The 24,143-nt window shown below is 68.7% G+C and carries 23 protein-coding genes; 18 read left to right on the top strand and 5 right to left on the bottom strand.

The window, feature by feature from the left end; all coding sequences use genetic code 11:
- The first annotated feature begins 13 nt into the window (after nt 1–13).
- The 4 genes from AC27L4_RS20665 to AC27L4_RS20650 all read left to right on the top strand — a co-directional run bounded on the left by AC27L4_RS20665 (nt 14) and on the right by AC27L4_RS20650 (nt 4,280).
- Nucleotides 14–478, top strand: coding sequence for a nuclear transport factor 2 family protein (locus tag AC27L4_RS20665; protein ID WP_487144243.1), 465 nt, complete (start codon nt 14–16; stop codon nt 476–478).
- Between the two features lie 338 nt (nt 479–816).
- Entirely contained in the window at nt 817–2,160 is a 1,344-nt protein-coding gene (locus AC27L4_RS20660) for a DUF1214 domain-containing protein (RefSeq protein ID WP_487144242.1), read from the top strand.
- Nucleotides 2,161–2,432: 272 nt separating this feature from the next.
- The gene (locus AC27L4_RS20655; RefSeq protein ID WP_487144241.1) at nt 2,433–3,299 is read left to right on the top strand and encodes a transketolase; all 867 of its coding nucleotides are present in this window, start codon (nt 2,433–2,435) and stop codon (nt 3,297–3,299) included.
- Nucleotides 3,300–3,302: 3 nt separating this feature from the next.
- Nucleotides 3,303–4,280, top strand: a complete 978-nt coding sequence (locus tag AC27L4_RS20650) for a transketolase family protein (protein WP_487144240.1) — start codon at nt 3,303–3,305, stop codon at nt 4,278–4,280.
- Between the two features lie 379 nt (nt 4,281–4,659).
- Here the strand turns inward: AC27L4_RS20650 and fghA are convergent, their stop codons facing one another.
- Together fghA and AC27L4_RS20640 are read right to left on the bottom strand one after the other, a co-directional pair.
- Nucleotides 4,660–5,496 carry an S-formylglutathione hydrolase gene (gene fghA / locus AC27L4_RS20645; protein WP_487144239.1) on the bottom strand — a complete coding sequence of 279 codons (837 nt, stop codon included), beginning with the start codon at nt 5,494–5,496 and terminating at the stop codon, nt 4,660–4,662.
- Nucleotides 5,496–6,608 carry an S-(hydroxymethyl)glutathione dehydrogenase/class III alcohol dehydrogenase gene (locus AC27L4_RS20640; RefSeq protein WP_487144238.1) on the bottom strand — a complete coding sequence of 371 codons (1,113 nt, stop codon included), beginning with the start codon at nt 6,606–6,608 and terminating at the stop codon, nt 5,496–5,498. Before AC27L4_RS20640 ends, fghA begins: the two co-directional genes overlap by 1 nt.
- Before the next feature lie 258 nt (nt 6,609–6,866).
- Between AC27L4_RS20640 and AC27L4_RS20635 the strand changes: the two genes are divergently transcribed.
- From AC27L4_RS20635 to AC27L4_RS20570, 14 genes are all read left to right on the top strand, one after another.
- Nucleotides 6,867–7,100 carry a hypothetical protein gene (locus AC27L4_RS20635; RefSeq protein ID WP_487144237.1) on the top strand — a complete coding sequence of 78 codons (234 nt, stop codon included), beginning with the start codon at nt 6,867–6,869 and terminating at the stop codon, nt 7,098–7,100.
- A 22-nt stretch (nt 7,101–7,122) separates the two neighbouring features.
- Entirely contained in the window at nt 7,123–8,055 is a 933-nt protein-coding gene (locus tag AC27L4_RS20630) for a dihydrodipicolinate synthase family protein (protein WP_487144236.1), read from the top strand.
- 154 nt (nt 8,056–8,209) lie between these two features.
- Complete coding sequence (locus tag AC27L4_RS20625) at nt 8,210–8,368, top strand: hypothetical protein (RefSeq protein WP_487144235.1); 159 nt, start codon at nt 8,210–8,212, stop codon at nt 8,366–8,368.
- A gap of 8 nt (nt 8,369–8,376) precedes the next feature.
- On the top strand, nt 8,377–8,829 hold the full coding sequence (locus AC27L4_RS20620) for a hypothetical protein (RefSeq protein WP_487144234.1): 453 nt from the start codon (nt 8,377–8,379) through the stop codon (nt 8,827–8,829).
- Between the two features lie 420 nt (nt 8,830–9,249).
- Entirely contained in the window at nt 9,250–9,339 is a 90-nt protein-coding gene (locus tag AC27L4_RS20615) for a K(+)-transporting ATPase subunit F (protein WP_487144233.1), read from the top strand.
- An 11-nt stretch (nt 9,340–9,350) separates the two neighbouring features.
- Nucleotides 9,351–11,054, top strand: a complete 1,704-nt coding sequence (gene kdpA / locus AC27L4_RS20610) for a potassium-transporting ATPase subunit KdpA (protein ID WP_487144232.1) — start codon at nt 9,351–9,353, stop codon at nt 11,052–11,054.
- 11 nt (nt 11,055–11,065) lie between these two features.
- Complete coding sequence (locus AC27L4_RS20605; protein WP_487144231.1) at nt 11,066–11,239, top strand: hypothetical protein; 174 nt, start codon at nt 11,066–11,068, stop codon at nt 11,237–11,239.
- Nucleotides 11,240–11,323: 84 nt separating this feature from the next.
- A complete protein-coding gene (gene kdpB / locus AC27L4_RS20600; protein ID WP_487144230.1) occupies nt 11,324–13,423 on the top strand; it encodes a potassium-transporting ATPase subunit KdpB in 2,100 nt (699 codons plus the stop codon).
- 9 nt (nt 13,424–13,432) lie between these two features.
- Nucleotides 13,433–14,038 carry a K(+)-transporting ATPase subunit C gene (locus tag AC27L4_RS20595; RefSeq protein ID WP_487144229.1) on the top strand — a complete coding sequence of 202 codons (606 nt, stop codon included), beginning with the start codon at nt 13,433–13,435 and terminating at the stop codon, nt 14,036–14,038.
- Between the two features lie 354 nt (nt 14,039–14,392).
- A complete protein-coding gene (locus AC27L4_RS20590; protein WP_487144228.1) occupies nt 14,393–17,092 on the top strand; it encodes a DUF4118 domain-containing protein in 2,700 nt (899 codons plus the stop codon).
- Nucleotides 17,089–17,784: a response regulator transcription factor gene (locus AC27L4_RS20585; protein ID WP_487144227.1), complete on the top strand. Its 696-nt coding sequence runs from the start codon at nt 17,089–17,091 to the stop codon at nt 17,782–17,784. Before AC27L4_RS20590 ends, AC27L4_RS20585 begins: the two co-directional genes overlap by 4 nt.
- 38 nt (nt 17,785–17,822) lie before the next feature.
- Entirely contained in the window at nt 17,823–18,269 is a 447-nt protein-coding gene (locus AC27L4_RS20580) for a PTS sugar transporter subunit IIA (RefSeq protein WP_487144226.1), read from the top strand.
- A gap of 91 nt (nt 18,270–18,360) precedes the next feature.
- Nucleotides 18,361–19,743: an RtcB family protein gene (locus AC27L4_RS20575; protein WP_487144225.1), complete on the top strand. Its 1,383-nt coding sequence runs from the start codon at nt 18,361–18,363 to the stop codon at nt 19,741–19,743.
- Between the two features lie 103 nt (nt 19,744–19,846).
- Complete coding sequence (locus AC27L4_RS20570; protein ID WP_487144224.1) at nt 19,847–20,179, top strand: hypothetical protein; 333 nt, start codon at nt 19,847–19,849, stop codon at nt 20,177–20,179.
- A gap of 157 nt (nt 20,180–20,336) precedes the next feature.
- Here AC27L4_RS20570 and AC27L4_RS20565 read toward each other — a convergent pair whose 3' ends face one another.
- The 3 genes from AC27L4_RS20565 to AC27L4_RS20555 form a co-directional block, all read right to left on the bottom strand.
- Nucleotides 20,337–21,782 carry an amidase gene (locus AC27L4_RS20565; RefSeq protein WP_487144223.1) on the bottom strand — a complete coding sequence of 482 codons (1,446 nt, stop codon included), beginning with the start codon at nt 21,780–21,782 and terminating at the stop codon, nt 20,337–20,339.
- A 319-nt stretch (nt 21,783–22,101) separates the two neighbouring features.
- Nucleotides 22,102–23,205: a sn-glycerol-3-phosphate ABC transporter ATP-binding protein UgpC gene (gene ugpC / locus AC27L4_RS20560; RefSeq protein WP_487144222.1), complete on the bottom strand. Its 1,104-nt coding sequence runs from the start codon at nt 23,203–23,205 to the stop codon at nt 22,102–22,104.
- A gap of 23 nt (nt 23,206–23,228) precedes the next feature.
- A complete protein-coding gene (locus tag AC27L4_RS20555) occupies nt 23,229–24,143 on the bottom strand; it encodes an ABC transporter permease subunit (RefSeq protein WP_487144221.1) in 915 nt (304 codons plus the stop codon).

The following is a 24,143-nucleotide window of genomic DNA, read 5'->3' as shown; positions in this document are numbered from 1 at the left end:
AAGGACCCGGACCATGAGCCGACCGCCCCTGCCCCCGTTCGACGCGGAAACCGCCGCCCAGAAGGCCCGCCTGGCCGAGGACGCCTGGAACTCACGCGACCCGGCTCGGGTCGCCCTTGCCTACACGCCCGACAGCCTATGGCGGAACCGGGCGGAATTCCTGCAGGGACGCGCGGCCATCGAGGCCTTTCTTGCCCGCAAATGGCAGCGCGAGCTCGACTACCGCCTGATCAAGGAGGTGTGGGCCTTCCGCGACAACCGGATCGCCGTCCGCTTCGCCTATGAATGGCATGACGATTCCGGCCAGTGGTATCGCAGCTACGGCAACGAGAACTGGGAGTTCGACGGCGAGGGGCTGATGCGCCGGCGTATTGCCAGCATCAACGATGCGCCGATCCGCGACGCCGACCGCAAATATCATTGGCCGCTCGGCCGCAGGCCGGACGACCATCCCGGGCTGAGCGATCTCGGCTTCTGAGTCGCGGCCCGGGACACCAACCGCCCGCAACATGTCACCCAGCGCTTCGAAGCGGCCGACGTTGCCACGGCCCGGAACGAACGGGACATGCGCATCGCCGACCTGAAGGCAGAGATCGAGCGTCTCGAAGCGCGGCTGGCCGGGTGGAAAGCACCTTGGCCGCGCTGCGTCGGCACGGAGGGCCGGGCCCATCCGCCCTCATGCCCCGCCGCGGACCGCTGCCTTCCATCTTCGCCCGGGCCGTCTCTGCCACTGGTCATGGCGGAGCAACAATGAGAAAGTCCAGCGTTGCCGGGTCGCAGAGTCGCCGCGGCCCAAGCTGCGAAAGGCGCAAGATCATGGCCCCCAAACCGATCATATCTCTGGCCGCCGCGATGATCACGGGGCTCGGGTTGATCGTGGCGGCCGGTCCTGCCAAGCCGCAGACTCCCCCGGCCAGGCCCGACGATCAGATCGTCACCGATGCCTACACCTACCTGCTCGGCCGCGCCCTTGTGATCCGGCAGGAACAGCGGGACTTCAAGGATCCGGGCTTTGCCTGGAACCTGATCAAGTACGACCCGCTGGGCTCGGCCGACATGGTCAATCCCGATTTCGACGTCGCCACCCTGGAGGCGTGGCTCGCGGCCGACGATGACGGCGGAGTGATGCTCGAGATCCCGGAAATCAAGGACCGCTACTACACCGTGCAGATCCTCGACGAATGGGGCGAGGTCATCGCCAACGTCAACGAGCGCCGCTTCCCGACCAAGCCGCACGGCAAGTTCGCCATCGTGCGGCCGGGCTCGAAAGTGGACATCCCGGCCGACGCCGGACGCATCGAACTGCATTCGAGCAAGGCGAAGATGCTGGTGCGGATCGAGCTGAAGGGCGATCCGGACGGAGCCCTCGCCTTGCAGAAGCAATTCACGGCCACGCCGATCGGCACGGTCACGGCCGAACCGGCGCCGCCCGTGCCCGATTTCGACAACAAGAGCCTGCTCGGCGCCGAGGTCTTCGACAATGCCGAGGCGGTGATCGCCAGCGCCCTCGACGTGTCGCCCGCGGCTGCGCCGCTGCAGCAGAAGGTCCGTACCGTCGCGGCCTATGCGGTGAGTGGGCCGGAGCCGAAGGCAGCGATCGGCAGGTTCGTGCACGAGAACGTGGTGCCTGCCTTCCAGGCCTATGCCGCCACCCAGGGCGGGCCGCCGCGCAATGGCTGGATCGGCGACGGCCGCGCCGGGCACTACGGTGCGGACTACCGCCAGCGTGCCGCGGCAAGCTACGCCGAGATCTGGGCCAACACACGCGACGAGCTCAGCGCCTTCACGACGACCCAGGATGCCGACGGCAAGCCGCTGGACGGGAGTGCCAGCTACATCATCCATTTCCCGGCCGACGGCCTGCCCGGCAGCGCCGCCACCGCCTTCTGGTCGCTTGCCCTGCTGAGCCTGCCGGATTTGCGGGTCGCCCCGAACCCGCAGAACCGCTTCAGCTTCGACCGGTCCTCCAAGCTGACGACGGAGGCCGACGGCTCGCTGAAGATCGGCATCGGGCCGCATCCGGTGCCGGGGGTGCCCGACTCCAACTGGCTGCCCTCGGCGGCCGGCAAGCCGTTCACGTTGACGTTCCGTGCCTATGTGCCGACCGATGCGGTGAAGCGGGATGACTGGGCCCCGCCTGCGGTGACGGCGGTCCGCTAAAGCGTTTTGCGATTTGACGGAATCGCGTCAAGTCGCAAAGACGCGTCGAAACAAGGAGTTAGAGCAACGCGCGTTTCCACCAAAACGCGCTTTGCTCTAGACCGGCTTCATCGAACCTGCCTGCACGCGCGGGGTCTGGGCGGCACGGATTTTGCCTTGGACATGCAAATCAGTCGTGGCGAGAGCCAGGAGAAGCTGCTCGGGGACATGAACGAGGACGGGTGATGCCGTCGACCGGAATCCGGCCCGACGGGACACAGGGAGCGAAGGTCTTGGCGACAGACGATGATTCGAATTTCACGCCGAACCCGGCGCAGCTGGCGCATTTGCGGGAGAAGGCCCGCTTCGTGCGCCTGGAAACGATCCGCCTGATCGAGATCGCCAAGGTCGGCCACTACACCTCGGCGTTCTCGGCCGCAGAGATCTTCGCCGCCCTCTATTACGACGTCATGACGCTGCGTCGCGACGAGCCCGCCTGGCCCGACCGGGACCGCTTCCTGATGGGCAAGGGCCATGCGGCGGTGGGCCTGTTCCCGATCCTGGCCGATCTCGGCTTCATCGCGAAGGAGACGCTGGACAGCTACACCCGCCTCGGCAGTCCGCTCGGCGACCATCCCGACATGCGCAAGGTGCCGGGCATCGACTTTTCATCGGGCTCGATCGGCCATGCGCTCTCGGCCGGCTTCGGCATGGCCATGGGCGGACGGGTCCAGGGCCGGGATTTCACCACCTTCGTCATGCTCGGCGACGGCGAGATGCAGGAGGGCCAGGTCTGGGAGGCCGCCCTCGCCGCCGCCCATCACAAGACCGCGAAGCTGGTCGCGATCATCGACCGCAACGGCTTCCAGCTCGACGGCGCCGTCGACGACGTCATCGGCATCGAGCCGCTCGACGAGAAGTGGCGGGCCTTCGGCTGGGAGGTGCATGGGGTCGACGGCCACGACCTCGTCGCGCTGACAACGCTGCTGCGCCGCATCAAAGCGGATCAGGCCCGGCACAAGCCGGCCTGCATCATCGCCAGGACCGTCAAGGGCAAGGGCATCTCCTACATGGAGACCGAGCCGGGCTGGCATCTGGGCTATCTCGCGCCCGACGATGCCGAGCGCGCCGTCGCGGAAATCATGAGCAAGACGATCTGACCGATGAACCAGCCGCTCTCGCCGGAATCCTGGCAGTATCGTCAGCTCAACGCCAAAAATCCCGGCCTCGGCCATCTCTCCAGCGGGCTGATCGCGCTCGTCGAGGCGGGCCATCCCGTCATCGCCGGATCGGCCGATCTGCAATATTCCAACGGCCTCGCCCGTTTCGCGGCCCGCTATCCCGACCGCTACATCCAGTTCGGCATATCCGAGCAAAACATGGTGTCGGCGGCAGCCGGGCTCGCCACCACCGGCATGATGCCCTTCGTCGCCACCTTCGCATCTTTCCTCGGCCTGCTGTGCTGCGAGCAGATCCGCATGGACGTGGCCTACTGCGCCCAGCCGGTGCGGCTGATCGGCCATCACACCGGTATCTCGCTCGGCTTCTACGGCACCTCCCACCACGCGACCGAGGATATCGCCACCATGCGCGCGATCGCCGATCTGACGGTGGTGTCGCCGTCCGACGGCCCGCAACTCGAAGCCGCGATCATCGCCTCCGCCGAGCATGACCGGCCGATCTATTTCCGCATCGGCCGCGGCCGCGACCCGCAGATCTACCAGCCCGGCGCCGGCTTCGTCTTCGGCGAGGCGATCGCGCACGGCCGCGGCGAGGAGCTGACGATCATCGGCTGCGGCATGCCGGTCCATCCGGCGCTGGAGGCGGCGCGCACGCTCAACGCCGAGGGCCGCTCCGTCGGCGTCATCGACATGCCGACGATCAAGCCGATCGACCGGGAGGCGGTGATCGCGGCGGCGACGGGCTCGAAGCGGCTGATGACGGTGGAGGAGCACAATGTCCTCGGCGGGCTCGGCTCGGCCGTGGCAGAGATCCTGGCCGAGGAAGGCATCGGCGTGAAGCTGCTGCGCCATGGCATCAAGGACGAATACGCCCTGATCGCCCCGCCCACCCATCTCTACGCCCACTACAAGCTCGACGCCGCCGGCATAGAGACGATCGCCCGCGGGCTGATCGGCTGAGGCGGGCGACAATTCGCAAAGCCGGCAAATAATTTCGACTCCGGCCTGACCTCGGAAGGCCTCGCACAACGGCGGCAAGACGAGGCGCGACGAAGCCTTCTCCGCCGAAGGCGGGGAAGGTGGCGCCCCGAAGGGGCGACGGATGGGGTGTGGCAGGCAGGTTCAAGCCAGTGTTCGGCTGGCACGACGGTCGTGCAGGTCCAATCACAGGCCGAGCCTTGCGGACCACACCCCATCCGTCCCGACTGCGCCGGAGCACTTTCCGCACCTTCGGTGGAGAAAACTCGTGGCGCGCCATATTCTGTGCTGTCGGATCGGCTGACAGAGGCTGCAGGACGGATGCACCCGCCCCGTCCCGCGGTCTCTTCCCCGGTGCCGGTCAGGCCTTCAGGCGCCGCGCATGCCAGGCGACGTGGTCCGCCATGAAGGTGGAGATGAAGTAATATGAGTGGTCGTAGCCCTCGCGCATGTTGAGCGTCAGGGCCTGCCCGGCCTTGTCGCAGGCCTCCTGCAGCAGCCAGGGCCTGAGACCCGTCTCGAGGAAGCCATCGGCCGTGCCCTGGTCGACCAGCAGCTCGGGGAAGCGACGGCCGTCCTCGATCAGGGCGCAGGCGTCATAGGCGCGCCAGGCGGCCGGATCCGGTCCCAGATATTTCTCCAGGGCCGGTCGCGACCAGTCCGCCGTCGAGGGCTGCACGATCGGCGCGAAGGCCGAGCAGCTGCGATAGCGGTCGGGATGCTTCAGCGCCATGGTCAGGGCGCCATGCCCGCCCATGGAGTGGCCGAAGATGCCCTGGCGCGCCATGTCGGCCGGGAAGCGCGCGGCGACGAGAGCCGGCAGTTCCTCGGTGACATAGGAATACATCCGGTAGTTCGCGGCGTAGGGCTCCTGCGTTGCGTCGACATAGAAGCCGGCGCCGGCCCCGAACTGCCAGTTGCCCGGCTCGTCCGGCACCTCGGGTCCGCGCGGGCTGGTGTCCGGCGCGACGAGGATGACGCCATGCTCGGCCGCGGCGGCGCGGTACTCGCCCTTCTCCATGACGTTGGCATGGGTGCAGGTGAGGCCGGAGAGATACCAGAGCACGGGCACCGGGCTATGCTCGGCCTGCGGCGGTACGTAGACGGCAAAGGTCATGGGGCATCGCGTCGTCGCCGCGTCATGGCGGTAGACGCCCTGGATGCCGCCATGGCTCCTGGCTTGCGAAAGCGTCTCCATCAGTACAGCACCACGGAGCGGATCGACTTGCCCTCGTGCATCAGGTCGAAGGCGGTGTTGATCTGGTCGAGCGGCATGGTGTGGGTGATCAGCGAGTCGATCTCGATCTTGCCCTCCATGTACCAGTCGACGATCTTCGGCACGTCGGTGCGGCCGCGGGCGCCGCCGAAGGCCGAGCCCTTCCACACGCGCCCGGTGACGAGCTGGAACGGCCGGGTCGAAATCTCGGTGCCGGACGGCGCCACGCCGATGATGACGCTCTCGCCCCAGCCGCGATGGCAGCACTCCAGCGCCTGGCGCATGGTGTGGACGTTGCCGATGCATTCGAAGGAGAAGTCGGCGCCGCCGCCGGTGAGGTCGACGATCGCCTGCACCACCTTGTCGCGGCCGACCTCGTCCGGATTGACGAAATGGGTCATGCCGAACTTCCTGGCCATCTCGACCTTGGCGGGGTTGAGGTCGACGCCGATGATCTTGTCGGCCCCCACCATGCGCGCGCCCTGGATGACGTTGAGGCCGATGCCGCCGAGGCCGAAGACCACGACGTTGGCGCCCGGCCAGACCTTGGCGGAGTAGACCACGGCGCCGATGCCGGTGGTGACGCCGCAGCCGATGTAGCAGATCTTGTCGAAGGGGGCGTCCTCGCGCACCTTCGCCACCGCGATCTCCGGCAGCACGGTGAAGTTGGAGAAGGTCGAGCAGCCCATGTAGTGGAACACATCGCCGCCGTCGCAGGAGAAGCGGCTGGTGCTGTCGGGCATCAGGCCCTGCCCCTGGGTGGCGCGGATCGCCGTGCACAGGTTCGAGCGCTGCGACAGACAGGTTTTGCAGGCGCGGCACTCAGGCGTGTAGAGCGGTATGACATGGTCGCCCGGCTTGACCGAGGTGACGCCGGCGCCGACCTCGCGCACGATGCCGGCGCCCTCATGGCCGAGGATCGCCGGGAACTTGCCCTCCGAATCGAGGCCCGACAGCGTGTAGGCGTCGGTGTGGCACACGCCCGTCGCCATGATCTCCACCAGCACCTCGCCCGGCTTCGGGCCGCCGATCTCGACGGTTTCGATGGTGAGCGGCTTGCCCGCTTCCCAGGCCACGGCTGCGCGCGATTTCATCGGTCTTCCCCCTTGCTGTGACGATTCCGACCGGCTCTGCCTCGCCTTCCCGGGGCGAACGGCCGACTCGGTCCGCATATCCGCAGGCCCGGCCGGCATTCGCAATGGGCATATTGTCTCGCCCGGACGCCGGCGCCGCGCCGGCCCTTTACGTATCCTTGATGCGATAGCCCCGCGCGTCGCCTCGAAAACACATGCGCCGGCCGTCACCTTCCAGCCCGCGGCGCGCCTTTGCCGCCGTGAGCAACGAAGACGACAATGCCCAGCATTCGCACTTTCGCGTCGCAGCCCATCCCCGCTCCGGTCGCGGGCCGACTGGACTTCCTCATCGGCCAGGACCGCTCCGGCCATTGGTTGGCGATCGAGACCCATGGCCTCGCCGGGGGCATCTTCGCCAGCCGGGACGCCGCCCTGCACTATGCCGGGCTGGAGACCGGCCATCGTCCCGGCGCGGTGCACCTCACCGCCGATCCCATCGAACTGCGCGTCTGACGCCACCGCAAGGAGACACCCGATGTTCAGGGGAAGCCTGACGCTGATGGTGACGCCGTTCCAGGGCGCCGGCATCGACGAGCGCCAGTTCGGCGCCTTCGCCGAATGGCAGGTCGCCGAAGGTACCGATGGCCTGGTCGTCGCCGACCTCGCCGGCGAGGGGCCGACGCTGCAGCCGGGCGAGCGCAGCCGCCTGGTGCGCATCGCCGTCGAGGCGGCCGCCGGCCGGGTGCCGGTGATCGCCGCCACCGGCACCAACTCGACCGCCGGCACGATCGAGCTGACGCGGGCGGCCCGCGGCGCCGGCGCCGCCGCGGCGCTGGTCGTCGCGCCCTATTACAGCCGCCCGACCCAGGAGGGCCTGGTCCGGCATGTCGAGGCCGTGGTCCGCGCCATCGACATCCCCCTCATCCTCGCCAACGCGCCGGCCCGCACCGGCGTCGAGATCGCGCCCGCCACGCTTGAGCGGCTGCTGGCGCTTCCCGCCGTCACCGGCTTCGCCGACGAGAGCACGGATGCATTCAAGCGCCTCGCCAACGCCCTGGTCGCGGCCGGCCGGGTCGACCGCCTCGCCGTCGGCGAGCTCGCCGCCCTGCCGCAGCACCTGCCGGAGCCCGAGGGCTGCCTGTCGCTGGCCGCCAACGTGACACCTGCCCTCTGTGCCGCCATCGATCGGGCGAGCCGCGACGGCGATGCGGTGCATCGGCAGGCGTTGCACGAGCGTCTTGTGCCGCTCTGCCAGGCGCTCGAAGGCGCCCCCGAGCCGGTCGCCGCCAAATATGCGGTGTCGCTGCTGCGGCCGGCCTTCGATCCGGCGCCGCGCCTGCCGCTGACCGGGATCACGGCGGCCACGGCCGTCCGGCTGCGCAGCGCCGTCGCAGGACTGGCCACGCGCTACCGCGGCCCGGCATGGCTGCCGGGGCGGCGGCGCTCGATGCCCGCCAGATGGACCTGATCGCCTGCGGGTCCTGATGCCGGCGGAACCGCCGGCCAGAGCTATCTTTATGCTTTCCTTATATCTTTTCCATCCGGCCGGTCTCGATGCTTTATGCGCCCGCCCCTAGAATTGGGACAACAGGCGCAAGCATGCCGACAGAAAGTCCCACGTCATGATCCGTACGCCCCCGCCCCCCGTCCCGCCCTCCCCGCGCCTCCATGCCGTTCTGGCCACGCAGCGTGCCGCCGCGCCGGGCCTGTGGTGGCGAGAGGCGGCCTTCCTGATCGGCAGCTTCCTCGTCGGCGGCGTCTTGCGGCTGATCCTGTCCTGAGGTGCGCCATGTTCGGTTCCTCCTCCCGGATCGACCGGATCGAACGCCTGCTCCGCGACGTCGATCGGTCCGCCTGCCCGACCCACCCGCTGGTATCGGCCATCCTCGCCGAGACCTGCCCGCGATATGCGACCGGCAGCGATGCCGGCTCGCTGCAGCTGCGCCATTGGCTCGAGACCGATGCCTTCACCGAGATCGGCTTCGCCCTGATCGAGCAGGAGTTGCCCGGCTGGTGCCTGCGGCGCCTGGCCAGCGACGACGGCCTGTGGTGGTGCGCGCTCACCCCGCGGGCGGCCGCCTCCTGGGGCAATGACGAGGTCGACGAGAGCCATGAGGACATGGCCCTCGCCATCCTCAAGGCCTTCCTTACCGCGCTCTGCCATCTCCTGCCCGAGGCCCGAGCGCTGCCGCCCGCCCCGGCGCTCATCGGCCGGGCAGAGACCCGGCCGCATTGGTGGTGAAGGATCTTGGGCGGCGCGCCCGCCTCCGGCCCGGTGCGTGCCCTCGCGCCGCTCGAGGAGCGCGGCCCGCGCCGACACCGCCGAGACCGTGCCCGGCGGAACGCGGAGTCCCCGTCCGCATTTCCAGGCGGCCCCGAGGCGCCCGGCCGTCTTTATAGGATCTTTATAAAGATCGGCGGCGCCGCGTCTCGATCCTTTATGCCCCCGGTGAAATATCTGATCCCGACCGAAACCGCGTGAATCCACGCGCTTTTCACGAATTCGACCGCCTTCGCGCCCGGCCCGGAGGCCGCGGCCGGGCGTGACGACACTGGAGACCGACGATGCTCGATCTGCTCCTGCTCGGGGGAGGCCTCGCCTGCTTCCTCCTCTCCATCGGCTATGGCGCGCTCTGCGAGCGCCTCTGAAAGGCCCGCTCCCATGTCCTTCGACTACACCCTCGCCGGCGCCGTGACGGCGCTGCTGCTCGTCTACCTCACCTACGCCCTGCTCCACCCCGAACGGTTCTGAAAGGCGCAGCCATGACCGTCAACGGCTGGATCCAGATCCTGATCTTCACCGCGCTCCTGGTCGCGCTCGTCAGGCCGCTCGGCGGCTACATGACGCGCGTGCTGAACGGCGAGCGCACCATGCTCTCCTTCCTGCTGCGCCCGGTCGAGCGGGCCTTCTACGGCATTGCCGGCGTCGACGAGCGGGAGGAGCAGCACTGGCTGACCTACGCCGTCGCGATGCTCATGGCGAACGCCGCCGGCTTCGCGCTGCTCTACCTGCTGCAACGCCTGCAGGGCTCGCTGCCGCTCAACCCGGCCGGCATGAGCGCGGTGTCCCCCGACCTCGCCTTCAACACCGCCGTCTCCTTCGTCACCAACACCAACTGGCAGAACTATGGTGGCGAGACCACCATGTCCTACCTCACCCAGATGGCCGGCCTTGCCGTGCAGAACTTCCTGTCGGCGGCCACCGGCATCGCCATCGCCGTCGCGCTGATCCGCGGCTTCGCCCGGGCTTCGGCGAAAACCGTCGGCAACTTCTGGGTCGATCTCACGCGGATCACGCTCTACGTGCTGCTGCCGATCTGCGTGGTGTTCACGCTGGTCCTGGTCTGGCAGGGCGTGCCGCAAACTTTCGGCCCCTATGTCGAGGCGACGACGCTCGAAGGTGCCCGGCAAACCATCGCGGTCGGCCCTGCCGCCTCGCAGGTCGCCATCAAGATGCTCGGCACCAACGGCGGCGGCTTCTTCAACGCCAACTCGGCCCATCCGCTGGAGAATCCGACGGCGCTGACCAACCTCCTGCAGATGCTGGCGATCTTCGCCATCGGCGCGGCGCTGACCAACGTCTTCGGCCGCATGGTCGGCGACCAGCGCCAGGGCTGGGCGATCCTGGCCGCCATGGGCGTGCTGTTCTTCATCGGCGTCCTCGTCTGCTACTGGGCCGAGGCTGCCGGCAACCCGCTGGTCCAGGCACTCGGCGTCCAGGGAGGCAACCTGGAAGGCAAGGAGGTGCGCTTCGGCATTCCGATGACCGCCCTGTTCGCGGTGGTCACCACGGACGCTTCCTGCGGCGCGGTCAACGCCATGCACGACAGCTTAACCGCGCTCGGCGGCATGATCCCGATGATCAACATGATGCTCGGCGAGATCATCGTCGGCGGCGTCGGCGCGGGGTTCTACGGCGTGCTGCTCTTCGTCATCATCTCGCTGTTCGTCGCCGGCCTGATGGTGGGCCGCACCCCCGAATATCTCGGCAAGAAGATCGAGGCGAAGGAGGTCAAGATGACCATGCTCGCCGTGCTCTGCCTGCCGCTGCTGATGCTCGGCTTCACCGCCATCGCCGCCGTGCTGCCCTCGGCGGTCGCCTCGATCGCCAATCCCGGCGCCCACGGCTTCTCGGAGATGCTCTACGCCTACACCTCCGCGGCGGCCAACAACGGCTCGGCCTTCGGCGGCCTGAGCGGCAACACGGTCTGGTACAACATCACGCTCGGGCTCGGCATGTTCTTCGGCCGCTTCTTCGTGATCCTGCCGGCCATGGCCATCGCCGGGTCGATGGCGGCCAAGAAGAGCGCCGCCGCCTCCGCCGGCACCTTCCCGACCCATGGCGGCCTGTTCGTCGGCCTGCTGGTCGGCGTCATCCTGATCGTCGGCGGCCTGACTTTCTTCCCCGCCCTCGCCCTCGGCCCGATCGTCGAGCACCTTTCGATGATCGCCGGGCAATCCTTCTGAGGCGAACCGCCATGTCCCGTCCCATGCCCCGCTGGCAGCGCACGCTGCCGACAACCTGCGCCGGCCGCAAGCCGGCGGTGGGCCGCCGCGACCGGCATCGCCTGTCGGAACTGCTCCTGGCGGCCACGGCAGCGGCGATCCTGATTGCCTTCGCCGCCCGCTGCCTCCTGGCCGCAATCCCCTGAGCCGCGACCAGCCGACCCGTTCGACCGCGGGCGTCGGGCGCCCATGGCGCCATCCCGGCCCGCCCCAAAGGTTCGAGAACCCCAATGTCCCAGCACAAGCCCGTCAGCCTCCTGGATCCGAAAATCCTCGTGCCGGCCATCGGCTCCGCCTTCGCCAAGCTCGATCCGCGCATCCTCGTGCGCAACCCGGTGATGTTCGTCGTCGCCGTCGTCTCGGCGCTCACCACCGTCCTGTTCCTGCGCGACCTCGCCGTCGGCGGCGAGCACCTCGGCTTCTCCTTCCAGATCATCCTCTGGCTCTGGTTCACCGTGCTCTTCGCCAACTTCGCCGAAGCGGTCGCCGAGGGCCGCGGCAAGGCTCAGGCCGACTCGCTGCGCCGCACCCGCACGGAGACGCAGGCCAAGCTGCTCCCCGGCCCGACCGCAGACCTCAAGGTTTACAAAATGGTGCCCGGCACCAGCCTGAAGGTCGGCGACGTCGTCTTGGTCGAGGCCGGCGAAATCATTCCCTCGGACGGCGAGGTGATCGAGGGCGTCGCCTCGGTGAACGAGGCCGCCATCACCGGCGAATCCGCGCCGGTGATCCGCGAATCCGGCGGCGACCGCTCGGCCGTCACCGGCGGCACCCAGGTGCTGTCCGACTGGATCCGCGTGCGCATCACCGCCGCCTCCGGCTCCACCTTCATCGACCGCATGATCGCGCTGGTCGAAGGCGCCCAGCGCCAGAAGACGCCGAACGAGATCGCGCTCAACATCCTGCTCGCCGGCATGACGATCATCTTCGTGCTGGCCACCGCCACCATTCCGAGCTTTGCCACCTATGCCGGCGGCACGATCCCGGTGGTGGTGCTGGTCGCCCTGTTCGTCACGCTGATCCCGACCACGATCGGCGCGCTGCTGTCGGCCATCGGCATCGCCGGCATGGACCGGCTGGTACGCTTCAACGTGCTGGCCATGTCCGGCCGCGCCGTCGAGGCGGCGGGCGACGTCGACACGCTGCTGCTCGACAAGACCGGCACGATCACGCTCGGCAACCGCCAGGCCTCGGAATTCCGGCCGGTGAAGGGCGTCAGCGCCCAGGATCTCGCCGATGCGGCCCAGCTCGCCTCGCTCGCCGACGAGACGCCGGAAGGCCGCTCGATCGTCGTGCTCGCCAAGGAGAAATACGGCATTCGCGGCCGCGACATGGCCACGCTCAACGCCCATTTCGTGCCCTTCACCGCCCAGAGCCGGATGAGCGGCGTCGACGTCGAGGGCAGCCCGATCCGCAAGGGCGCGGTCGATGCCGTGCTCGCCTTCGTCAACACTTCCGCGAGCTCGGCATCGCCCACCGGCGCGGTGGCGGTGCTGAACCCGGTCGCGGCGGAAACGGTGCGCGAGATCCAGGCGATCGCCGCCGATATCGCCAAGGCCGGCGGCACGCCGCTCGCCGTGGCGCGCGACGGGCGCCTGCTCGGCGTCGTCTACCTCAAGGACATCGTCAAGGGCGGCATCCGGGAGCGCTTCTCCGAGCTGCGCCGCATGGGCATCCGCACCGTGATGATCACCGGCGACAACCCGATGACCGCGGCGGCCATCGCCGCCGAGGCCGGCGTCGACGACTTCCTGGCCCAGGCGACGCCCGAGGCAAAGCTGAAGCTGATCCGCGACGAGCAGGCCAAGGGCAAGCTGGTCGCCATGTGCGGCGACGGCACCAACGACGCCCCGGCCCTGGCGCAGGCCGATGTCGGCGTCGCCATGAACACCGGCACGGTCGCCGCCCGCGAGGCCGGCAACATGGTCGACCTCGACAGCGATCCGACCAAGCTGATCGAGATCGTCGAGATCGGCAAGCAGCTCCTGATGACCCGCGGCGCGCTGACCACCTTCTCCATCGCCAACGACGTGGCCAAGTATTTCGCCATCATCCCGGCGATGTTCCTGGCCTTCTATCCGCAGTTGCAGGCCCTCAATATCATGGGCCTCGGCAGCCCGCAGAGCGCCATCCTGTCGGCCATCATCTTCAACGCGCTGATCATCATCGCCCTGATCCCGCTGTCGCTGAAAGGTGTGCGCTACCGCGCCGTCGGCGCCGCATCGCTGCTGCGCCGGAACCTGGCCATCTACGGCCTCGGCGGCATCACCGTGCCCTTCATCGGCATCAAGGCGATCGACCTCCTGATCAACGCCCTCCATTTTGCCTGAGGTGCAACCATGCTGAGACAGCTCCGCCCGGCCCTGGCCATGATCGTCCTGATGACGGTCCTGCTCGGCCTCGCCTATCCCTTCGCCATGACCGGCCTCGCCGAAGCTGTCTTCCCGCGGCAGGCCGAAGGCAGCCTGATCGGGAAGGACGGCAAGGTGATCGGCTCGACCCTGGTCGGCCAGGCCTTCGCCGGCGACCGCTATTTCCACGGCCGTCCCTCGGCCACGCTCGGCCCGGACCCGGCCGACGCCTCGAAGTCGATCGCCGCCCCCTACAACGCCGCCAACTCCATGGGCTCGAACCTCGGCCCGACCAACAAGGCTCTGATCGAGCGCGTCAAGGGCGACATTGCGCAGTTGAAGACCGAGAATCCCGGCGCTCCGGTGCCGATGGACCTCGTCACCACCTCCGGCAGCGGCCTCGATCCGCACATCACGCCGGAGGCGGCGCTGTTCCAGGTGCCGCGCGTCGCCAAGGCCCGCAACCTGCCGGAGGAGGCGGTGCGCCAGCTCGTGGCCCAGGTGACCGAGGGCCGGCTGTTCGGCGTGCTCGGCGAGCCGCGCGTCAACGTGCTGGCCCTCAACCTTGCGCTCGACGGCGTCAAGGTCCAGTGATCTTGGGAGGGGACCCCAAGGGGTAAAAGGTCATGCACGGTCCCGGAAAGGGCGCGACAAGCCTTCTCCGCGAAGCGGGGAAGGTGTCAATCCGAAGGATTGACGGATGGGATGCGGTCCGCAAGGCTCAACTTCGGCCTTGGCTGCACCACCGTCGTGCCATGCCGGCGAAGCCGGAATCCTGCCCTCCACACCCCATCCGACCCGACTTCGTCGGGCCACCTTCCCCACCTCACCAATCCCGGGTGTTCCCGAGATTGGCATGCATGAGAGCAAGTCGGAAACATCCGACTTACGGGGAGAAGGCTTGTCGCGCCCTTTCCTGTTGCGGGCGGAAACTGGGACAGCCCCGCCATGGCTGACCGGGGCGACAACGATCTGAGGCCGTCGCCCGACGCGCTCCTGGCCGCGGCGCGCAGCGAGGCGCGCGGCCGGCTCAAGATCTTCCTCGGCGCCGCCCCCGGCGTCGGCAAGACCTACGAGATGCTGAGCGCCGCCCACGCCCGCCGCAACGAAGGCGTCGACGTGGTGGTCGGCGTGGTGGAGACCCATGGCCGCAAGGAAACCGAGGCGCTGGTCCACGGCTTGGAGCTGATTCCGGCGCGTTCGGTCGACTACAAGGGGCGCATCCTCAAGGAGATGGACCTCGACGCCCTCCTGGCCCGGCGCCCGAAGCTGGCGCTAGTCGACGAGTACGCCCACACCAACGCGCCCGGCAGCCGCCACCCGAAGCGCTATCTCGACGTCGAGGAACTGCTGGCGGCCGGCATCGACGTCTACACCACGCTCAACATCCAGCATGTCGAGAGCCTCAACGACGTGGTGGCGCAGATCACCCGGGTCCGTGTGCAGGAGACCGTGCCGGATTCGGTCGTCGACGAGGCCGACGACATCGAGATCATCGACCTTACGCCCGGCGACCTGATCCAAAGGCTGCGCGAGGGCAAGGTCTATATGCCGGACACGGCCTCGCGCGCCCTGGAAAGCTATTTCTCGCCGGGCAACCTGACGGCGCTGCGCGAGCTCGCCCTGCGCCGCACGGCGCAGCGCGTCGACGACCAACTCCTTACCCACATGCAGGCCAATGCCATTCCCGGCCCCTGGGCCGCCGGTGAGCGGGTGCTGGTCTGCATCGACGAAGGCTCCTCCAGCCCGGCGCTGGTGCGCTACGGGCGGCGCATGGCCGAACGGCTGCGGGCTCCCTGGACGGTGATCCATATCGAGACGCCGCATTCGCTCAAGCTGACCGAGGCCGATCGCGATCGCATCGCCGAGACGTTGCGCAGCGCCGAACGGCTCGGGGCGGAGACGGTCGTCATGCCGGGGCGCCGCGCCGCCGACGAGATCCTGGGCTACGCCGTCGCCAGCAACGTCACCCACATCATCATCGCCAAGTCACGCCGGTCGCGCCTGGCCGAGCTGATCCGCGGCTCCACCGGCCACGAATTGCTGCGCCGCTCCGGCAATATCAGCGTGCATGCGGTCGCCGACGCCGGCGAGACCGGCACCGCAGCGCGTGCGGGCCTGCTCAACGCGGCGAGCGCCCTCGATCCGCGTGCCCACATCGCCACGGTGCTGATCGTCGCCGTCGCGACCGGCGCCAGCATGCTGCTGCAGCAATATCTCGACGTCCGCAACGTCGCGCTGGTGTTCCTGATGGGCGTGCTGGTCACGGCCGTCTCGTTCGGCCTGTGGCCGGCGCTGCTGGCCTGCGTCGTCAGCATGCTGGCGTTCAACTTCTTCTTCCTGCCGCCGCTCTACACCTTCACCATCGCCGACCCGGAAAGCGTGGTGGCGCTGCTGTTCTTCTTCCTCGTCGCCGTGATCGCCAGCAACCTCACCGCCCGGGTGCGCAACCAGGCCGTGGTGGCGCGCCAGCGCGCCAAGACCACGGAGGACCTCTACCAGTTCAGCCGCAAGCTGGCGGCGGTCGGCGCGCTCGACGACGTGCTGTGGGCAGCCGCCTTCCAGATCGCCTCGATGCTGAAGGTGCGCGTGGTGCTGCTGCTGCCCGAGAGCGGCTCGGTGACGGTGCGCGCCGGCTACCCGCCGGAGGACAGGCTCGACGACGCCGATCTCGCCGCGGCGAAATGGGCCTTCGAGAACAATCGCCCCGCCGGTCGCGGCGCCGACACGCTGCCGGGCGCCCGCCGCCTGTTCCTGCCGCTGCGCACCGGGCGCGGCGCCATCGGCGTGGTCGGCATCGACAGCGACAAGGAAGGGCCCCTGCTCTCGCCCGAGCGCCGGCGGCTGCTCGACGCCCTCAGCGACCAGGCGGCGCTGGCGGTCGAGCGCGTCCACCTGGTCGAGGATGTCGACCGGGCCCGCCTGGTGGCCGAGACCGACCGGCTGCGCACGGCGCTGCTCACCTCGATCTCGCACGACCTGCGCACGCCGCTCGCCTCGATCCTCGGCTCGGCCGGCACGCTGCGCGACTATGCCGACCTCTTGGACGAGCCGGCCAAGCGCGAGCTGGTCGTCACCATCCAGGAGGAGGCCGAGCGGCTCAACCGCTTCATCGCCAACCTCCTCGACATGACCCGGCTCGAATCCGGGGCCGTGCGCCCGAACCTCGCCCCCAACGATGTCGACGAGATCGTCGGCAGCGCCCTGAAGCGGGCGGCCAAGATCCTCGCCGGCCACCGGGTCGAGGTCGGGCTCGCCGCCGACCTGCCGGTCCTGTCCCTCGACGCGGTGCTGTTCGAGCAGGTGCTGTTCAACCTCCTGGACAATGCCGCCAAATATGCCCCGCCCGACACGACCGTCCGCGTCCAGGGCCGGCGCGACGGCGGCTTCGTGACGCTGCAGGTCCTCGACGAGGGACCGGGCATTCCCGAGGACGAGCTCGAGCAGGTGTTCGACAAGTTCCACCGCGCCGAAAAGGGCGACCAGGTCCGCGCCGGCACCGGCCTGGGCCTGGGCATCTGCCGCGGCTTCGTCGAGGCGATGGGCGGCACCATCGTCGCCGGCAACCGCTCCGATCGCAGCGGCGCCGTCTTCACCATCAAGCTGCCCGTGCCGGCCGGCACGGCGCAGGCCGGACCATCCCCATGAGCGCAGCCCCCGTCCGCATCCTGGTCGTCGACGACGAACCGGCAATCCGCAAGCTCCTGCACACCGGGCTCGGCACCCAGGGCTACCAGGTGATTGACGCCTCGAACGGCAAGCTGGCCCTGGCCGCCGTTGCCGGGGCCGAGCCGCCGGACCTGATCCTGCTCGATCTCGGCCTGCCCGACATCCAGGGCCACGAGCTGCTGGGCCGCTGGCGGGAGGCGGGCTCGACCATCCCGGTGGTGGTGCTGTCGAGCCGCACCGACGAGGCCGGCATCGTCCAGGCCCTGGAGCTGGGCGCCGACGATTACGTCACCAAGCCGTTCAGCATGAACGAACTGGTGGCGCGCATCCGCGTCGCCCTGCGCCATCGCCTGGCCCAGCAAGGCGAGAAACCGGTGTTCCGCATCGGCGACCTCTCGGTCGACCTGGTGCGCCGCATCGTCAGGCTGCGCGACGAGGAGGTGAAGCTGTCGCCGAAGGAGTACGATATCCTGCGCCTGCTGGTGCAGCATGCCGGCAAGGTGCTCACCCACCATTTCATGCTCAAGCAGGTCTGGGGCGACGCCCAGGACGTGCAATATTTGCGGGTCTATGTGCGTCAGCTGCGCCAGAAGATCGAGGACAACCCGGAGCAGCCCCGCTACATCCACACCGAAACCGGCGTGGGCTACCGGCTGCGCGAGCCCGACTGACCGAGCCCGCCCTCCCCGCTCCTGCCAATGGACTTCACATGCAGATCACCGACCTTCTCGACGCCGGCAGCGTCCTTGCCGCCCTTCGCGCCGCCGACAAGCCGGAGCTCCTGCGGCTCCTGTCCAGGCGGGCCGCAGGCCTTGTCGCCCCCGGGGAGGCCGAAATCGCCGCGGCGCTGCTTGCCCGCGAGGATCTCGGCTCGACCGGCATGGGCGACGGCTTCGCCCTGCCCCACGCCCGGCTCAAGGGCGTGGCGCGGCCGACCGGCCTGTTCGCCCAGTTGCGCCCGCCGATCGACTTCGCGGCGATCGACGGCCGGCCGGTCGATCTCGTCTTCCTGCTGGTGCTGCCGGCCGATGCCGGCGGCGAGCAACTGCAGGCGCTCGCCTGCGTCACGCGGCGCCTGCGCGATCCGGCGCTGGCCGCCCGGCTGCGCGCGCTCCCGACGGCCGGGGAGCTCTTTTCGGCATTGACTGCGCGGTGACCGGACGCACATTCTCGCGCCTCCCGAGCGGATAGGTCGTCGGGCGATCCGGCCGCCGACGCCGGAACGGGCAGCGATACGGATCCCCGTTATGGCCGACATCATCACCGGCGACACGCTGATCGCCTGGGGCTTCGCGCCGGGCAAGTTCTTCCGGCAGGCGCTGGAGACGGCCAACGCCATGCGCGCGGCGGGCCGCTCCGACGACGACATCTTCGCCGCCCTGAACGCCGCCTTGCCGGCGGAGGCGCTGATGCGCACCAACGGCCTCGCCTATGGCGTCTTCCTCGAGGCGGCGACCGACAGCGAGCGCGAGAACGTCGCGGCAGTGGCCCAGCACATGGATGCCCTCATGCGCGTGCCCACCATCGTCGCCGGCGCGGTCATGCCCGATGCCTGCCCGGCGGGAACGGCGACCGGCACGATCCCGGTCGGCGGCGCCGTCGCCTGCAAGGACGCCATCCATCCCGGCTTCCATTCCTCGGACATCTGCTGCTCGGTCGCGCTGACCGCGTTCAAGCGTCATGACGATCCCGCGCGCATCCTCGACGCCGTGCAGGCCGCCACCCATTTCGGCCCGGGCGGCCGCTCCAGGATGCTTGAGACCGACGCCCTGCGCAGCCTGTTGCCGGCGATGGACGGCAACCCGTTCCTGAAAGGGTTGGAGAACTTCGCGGTCGGGCATTTCGGTAGCCAGGGCGACGGCAATCACTTCGCCTATGTCGGCCACCGCAAGTCGACCGGCCAGCCGGTGCTGGTCACCCATCACGGCTCGCGCGGCCTCGGGGCCCAGCTCTACAAGCGCGGCGTGGCGGCGGCCAGGCGCCATGGCGCGGCGCACGCCCCGAAGGTGCCGGCGCACAATGCCTGGATCCCGGCCTCGACCGCCGAGGGTGAGGCCTATTGGCAGGCGCTGCAATTCGTCCGGCTGTGGACCAAGGCCAACCACTACGCCATCCACGACCTCGTCGCCCAGGCGCTCGGCAACAAGGTCGAAGATCGGTTCTGGAACGAGCACAACTTCGTGTTCCAGCGCAGCGACGGCCTGTTCTATCACGGCAAGGGCGCGACGCCGTCCTGGCGCGGCTTCTCGCCGGACGATGACGGCCGCACTCTGATCCCGCTCAACATGGCCGAGCCGATCCTGATCGTATCGCATCGCGACCGCAAGGATGCGCTGGGCTTCGCCCCGCACGGCGCCGGCCGCAATTCCAGCCGCACCCGCCACCTCAAGGAAGGCGGCGACCGCCTCGCCGACGAGCTCGCGGCCCTGCGGCGCCGCGGCTTCGACATTCGCAGCTATTGCGGCGTGCCCGATCATTCGGAGCTGCCGAGCGCCTACAAGAACGCCGCGGCGGTGCGCGCGCAGATCGAGGCCTACGGCCTCGCCGACGTCACCGACGAGATCCTGCCCTACGGCTCGATCATGGCCGGCGACTGGGAGAAGAACGCGCCCTGGCGCAGGACGAGGTGAGACGGGCGGCGCGCGCCCCCGAGGATGCGCGCGGACAGCACCGCCCCGCACCGCTGTCCCCGCACCGCTGTTCGGCTGCGAAGTTGCGTGATAGAACCGCCGCATGAGCACAGAGCCCGACGGCCTCGTCCTCCACCTGCTGCGCGACATGCGCGCCGACATGCAGGACATGCGCGCCAACATGGCGACCAAGGACGACATCGCGAACATGGCGACCAAGGACGATATCGCGGAATTGCGATCGGGAATTCGCGACGTCGCCTCCGATCTCCTCGTCACGCGCAAGGAGTTGAGCGACCAGATCTTCGGATTGCGGCGGGCGATGGTCGACTATCATACCACGGTCGTCGGCCATGCCAGCCTGATCACCGAGCTGGAGGCGCGCCTGCGCCGGGTCGAGCTGCATCTGAACCTTCCCGCACTGGACACGCATTGACGCGAAGGCCGGTCGAGGTCCGCTGAGCCTTGCCGGCCCCGGTCCGCTCGCGGGTATGCACCGCCGGGCGATGACACCCCCGGCGGCATTCGGCTTGCAGGGAAGGAAGCGTTTCCGGTATCCGGGCATGACCGGAGACGCTTCACGGCGCGTCCTGTCAGACGGCGCAGATGGCCGGCTTGCGGCCGATCCAGGGCTGGGCCTCCTCGGCCTCGGCGGCAAGGCGCAGGATGGTGGCCTCGTCGCCGTGGCGACCGACGAGCTGGATGCCGATCGGCTTGTTGCCATCGGCCATGCCGAGCGGGACCGACATGGCCGGCAACCCGGAAATGTTGTGCGAGAACATGTAGGCCGCGTCCGACCAGCGGTCCAGGTAGCGCTCGCGATCGCCGTCCTGCATCGACCAGTAGCCGACCGGACGGGGGGGCTGGGTCAGGGTCGGGTTGACGAACACGTCGTAGGCGGAAAGCTCCGCGGCAATGGTCTGCCCGGCCTTGCGCACCGCGCCGATGCTGGCCGAATACTCGGTCGCCGACAGCGTCCTGGCATATTCGAGCATCGACCAGTTGAACGGCTCCAGGTCGCTCTCCTGCGGCGGGCGGCCGACGAACTTGGCGTGCTGGGTGAACTCCGTGAACGTCTCCACCGCGATGATGTCGTTGTAGCGCCACCAGGCGGCTTCGAGATCGGTCTTGATGTCATACTCCTCTACGGTGTGGCCGAGGCCTTCGAACAGCCTCACCGCGTCCTCGACCGCGGCCCTGACCTCGGGCGCGAGAGGCTCGTTCCAGGCCGCGCTCAGCGTATAGCCGATCTTCAACGGGCGCGGGCGGTCCGACAGGCCGGCCAGCCAGCTCTTGCCCGGCCGCGGCGCGGTGTAGGGATCCCCCGGCAGGTTTCCGGAGACGGCATCGAGATAGGCAGCGGTATCGCGCACGGTGCGCGTGTTGCAGAGGAAATAGATGCAGCCGAACCATAGATCCGCATCGTGCGGCCCATAGCTCAGGCGCCCGCGCGAGGGCTTGAGGCCGACAACGCCGCAGCAGGATGCCGGCACGCGGATGGAACCGCCGCCATCGGAGGCATCGGCGATCGGCACGATGCGGGCGGCGACGGCGGCGGCCGAACCGCCGCTCGATCCGCCGGGCGTGATCGCCGGGTTCCACGGATTGACCGTCGCGCCGTAGAGGCGCGGCTCGGAGGTGATGCACCAGCCATATTCCGGCGTATTGCTGCGTCCCACCGGCACCAGGCCGGAGGCCTGCATCTTGCGGACGATCTCGGAATCGACGGAGCAGACGAAATCCTTGAGGTAGGGCGTGCCGAAGGTCAGCGGCGTGCCCTTCCACATGGTGCCGAGATTCTTCAGGAGAAAGGGAACGCCGGAGAAGGGACCGTCCGCCGGTGCGGCGCTCAGCGAGCGCGCGAGATCGAAGGTCTCGATCACGACGGCATTCAGCTTCGGATTGATGCGCTCGATGATGTGAATCGCGGTTTCGGCGATCTCGGACGCCTTGACCTGCCCGCCACGCACCAGTTCGCCGATGCCGAGCGCGTCGCTTTGAGCGTAGAGTGTGACGAGATCGTCCGTTACGGCTCCCATTGGGGTCCTCCTATTGTCTCGGGGCCGACTGAAACGGTCCCATCTCGGATTGTCCCGGCTCGCACGGCGGGTCGGGACGTGCGCGGCGGCGAGCACGAGGCCGGCGATCATGGGGCTCGCCGGCACGGGCTCGGTGATCAAGCATCGGCATGTCGGATAGCATGCCCGGCCGGCCGCGACGGCCATCAGCGGCCGGACAGAGAACCCAGGTCAACAAAATGTGGATTTACGGCAGGCCTTGCTCGAAGCCATCGGGAGCCGGCCCGGTCGCAGTGACGATCTCGGGCATGGCGCGGGCCGGCTTCTCGGCCCTCGCAGCTCAGGCGACCGCTGCCGGCGCGACGGCTGGGACATCCAGGCGCTCGCCGGTCTCGCCGGCGAAGAGATGCACGGCGTCGGGCGGGATCGACAGGCCGACGGCCTCGCCGGGGCTGAGCCGCCAGGCGCCGGTGACGGCGATGGAAACCGGCATGCCGTCGATGTCGGCCTGCACGATCCGCCCGGTCCCCAGTTCCTCGATGAAGTCGACGACGGCGCGCAACGCTCCCGGCTCGTCGGCGGCGCCGATCCTCATCGCTTCGGGACGCACGCCCAGCGTCACGCTGCGGCCGCGCAGCGCCTCGCCGGCCGCGCGCGGCAGCGGCAGGCGATGGGTGCCGGTGAAGATGAAGACGCCGTCCTGGCCGACCTCGCCGTCGAGCAGATTCATCGGCGGCGAGCCGATGAAGCCGGCGACGAAGCGGGTCGCCGGCAGACCGAACACGGCGGCGGGCGTGCCGACCTGCTCGACCCGGCCCTGGTTCATCACCACGAGGCGATCGGCCAGGGTCATGGCCTCGACCTGGTCGTGGGTGACGAAGATCGAGGTTGTGCCGAGGCGCTGGTGCAGCCTGCGGATCTCGGCGCGCATCTGCACGCGCAGCCGGGCGTCGAGGTTGGACAGCGGCTCGTCGAACAGGAACACCTTCGGCTCGCGGATCATGGCGCGGCCCATGGCGACGCGCTGGCGCTGTCCGCCGGAAAGCTGCGCTGGCCTGCGGTCGAGCATGGCTTCGAGGCCGAGCGAGGTCGCGACCTTGATCACCCGCTCGCGGCGTTCCGCCCGCGGCAGGCCCGCTACCTTGAGGGCGTAGCCGATGTTCTCGGCAACAGTCATGTGGGGATAGAGCGCGTAGTTCTGGAACACCATGGCGCAGCCGCGCTCGCGCGGCTCCAGCCGGTTGACCACCCGGCCGCCGATGGCGATCTCCCCGGAGGTGATCTGCTCAAGGCCGGCGATCATCCTGAGCAGCGTCGACTTCCCGCAACCGGACGGACCGAGGACGACGATGAACTCGCCCCGGCGGATGGCGAGGTCGATGCCGTGGACGATCTCGGTCCGGCCGTAGCTCTTGCGCACTTTGCTGATCGCGATGTCGGTCATGGCAAGTGTCCCTGTTCGGGTCGTCATTTCTCGGTGGCGATCAGGCCACGCACGAACCAGCGCTGCATGACGATCACGACGATGAGCGGCGGCAGCATGACGATGAGCGTGCCGGCCATCGCCACGTTCCAGTCGGGCACGCCGTAATTGGACGGGATCAGTTCCTTCAGCTCGGTCACGGCCGTGCCGTAGGCCGGGTCCGTTGTGGCGAGCAGCGGCCACAGATACTGGTTCCAGGCCCAGACGAACATGATGGTGAAGAGGGCGATCATGTTGGCCTTCGACAGGGGCATCAACACTTCGAGGAAGAAGCGCAGTGGGCCGGCCCCATCCATCTTCGCCGCCTCGCACAGTTCGTCCGGAATGGTCAGGAAGAACTGGCGATAGAGGAAGGTGCCGGTGGCGGTCGCCACCAGCGGCAGCACCAGGCCGGTGTAGGAGTTGAGCAGACCCCATTGCAGCTTGACCTCGACCCCGGTCAGCCGGGCGATCACCCAGCTGAGGCCGGTGACGTCGAGGATGGCCTGGAACGGCTGCAGCGCGTTGGCGGCCACCGCATAGGTCGGCACGATGCGCACTTCCAGCGGCAGCATCAGGGTGAGGAAGATCGCCCAGAAGATCAGCCAGCGGCCGGGGAAGCGGAAGTAGACGATCGAGAAGGCGGCCATCGCCGCCAGCACCACCTTGCCGGCTCCGACGGCGGCGGCGAAGATCAGGCTGTTGGCGATCTTCTGGCCGAGATGGGCCCGCGTCCATGCCTCCGTCACATTGGCGATGAAGTCGTGCCCGGGAACGAGCGGCATCGGCACGGTGTTGACCGTGCGCAGGTCGTGCGTGGCGGCGATGACGACGATCAGGAACGGCAGCACCGCGACGATGAGGCCGAGGAACAGGATGATCTGACAGATCGCGTCGAAGATGGGTGTGCGCTCGACCAT

Source organism: Labrys sp. Lb11, assembly GCF_057554225.1.
This window is presented reverse-complemented; position numbering and strand designations above follow the sequence as displayed.

Bases quoted from the DNA above. Each gene is read 5' to 3' on its own strand.
- AC27L4_RS20665 (WP_487144243.1), top strand. From the start codon at position 14: ATGAGCCGACCGCCCCTGCCCCCGTTCGACGCGGAAACCGCCGCCCAG.
- AC27L4_RS20660 (WP_487144242.1), top strand. From the start codon at position 817: ATGGCCCCCAAACCGATCATATCTCTGGCCGCCGCGATGATCACGGGG.
- AC27L4_RS20650 (WP_487144240.1), top strand. From the start codon at position 3,303: ATGAACCAGCCGCTCTCGCCGGAATCCTGGCAGTATCGTCAGCTCAAC.
- fghA (WP_487144239.1), bottom strand. From the start codon at position 5,496: ATGGAGACGCTTTCGCAAGCCAGGAGCCATGGCGGCATCCAGGGCGTC.
- AC27L4_RS20640 (WP_487144238.1), bottom strand. From the start codon at position 6,608: ATGAAATCGCGCGCAGCCGTGGCCTGGGAAGCGGGCAAGCCGCTCACC.
- AC27L4_RS20635 (WP_487144237.1), top strand. From the start codon at position 6,867: ATGCCCAGCATTCGCACTTTCGCGTCGCAGCCCATCCCCGCTCCGGTC.
- AC27L4_RS20630 (WP_487144236.1), top strand. From the start codon at position 7,123: ATGTTCAGGGGAAGCCTGACGCTGATGGTGACGCCGTTCCAGGGCGCC.
- AC27L4_RS20625 (WP_487144235.1), top strand. From the start codon at position 8,210: ATGATCCGTACGCCCCCGCCCCCCGTCCCGCCCTCCCCGCGCCTCCAT.
- AC27L4_RS20620 (WP_487144234.1), top strand. From the start codon at position 8,377: ATGTTCGGTTCCTCCTCCCGGATCGACCGGATCGAACGCCTGCTCCGC.
- AC27L4_RS20615 (WP_487144233.1), top strand. From the start codon at position 9,250: ATGTCCTTCGACTACACCCTCGCCGGCGCCGTGACGGCGCTGCTGCTC.
- kdpA (WP_487144232.1), top strand. From the start codon at position 9,351: ATGACCGTCAACGGCTGGATCCAGATCCTGATCTTCACCGCGCTCCTG.
- AC27L4_RS20605 (WP_487144231.1), top strand. From the start codon at position 11,066: ATGTCCCGTCCCATGCCCCGCTGGCAGCGCACGCTGCCGACAACCTGC.
- kdpB (WP_487144230.1), top strand. From the start codon at position 11,324: ATGTCCCAGCACAAGCCCGTCAGCCTCCTGGATCCGAAAATCCTCGTG.
- AC27L4_RS20595 (WP_487144229.1), top strand. From the start codon at position 13,433: ATGCTGAGACAGCTCCGCCCGGCCCTGGCCATGATCGTCCTGATGACG.
- AC27L4_RS20590 (WP_487144228.1), top strand. From the start codon at position 14,393: ATGGCTGACCGGGGCGACAACGATCTGAGGCCGTCGCCCGACGCGCTC.
- AC27L4_RS20585 (WP_487144227.1), top strand. From the start codon at position 17,089: ATGAGCGCAGCCCCCGTCCGCATCCTGGTCGTCGACGACGAACCGGCA.
- AC27L4_RS20580 (WP_487144226.1), top strand. From the start codon at position 17,823: ATGCAGATCACCGACCTTCTCGACGCCGGCAGCGTCCTTGCCGCCCTT.
- AC27L4_RS20575 (WP_487144225.1), top strand. From the start codon at position 18,361: ATGGCCGACATCATCACCGGCGACACGCTGATCGCCTGGGGCTTCGCG.
- AC27L4_RS20570 (WP_487144224.1), top strand. From the start codon at position 19,847: ATGAGCACAGAGCCCGACGGCCTCGTCCTCCACCTGCTGCGCGACATG.
- AC27L4_RS20565 (WP_487144223.1), bottom strand. From the start codon at position 21,782: ATGGGAGCCGTAACGGACGATCTCGTCACACTCTACGCTCAAAGCGAC.
- ugpC (WP_487144222.1), bottom strand. From the start codon at position 23,205: ATGACCGACATCGCGATCAGCAAAGTGCGCAAGAGCTACGGCCGGACC.
- AC27L4_RS20555 (WP_487144221.1), bottom strand. From the start codon at position 24,143: ATGGTCGAGCGCACACCCATCTTCGACGCGATCTGTCAGATCATCCTG.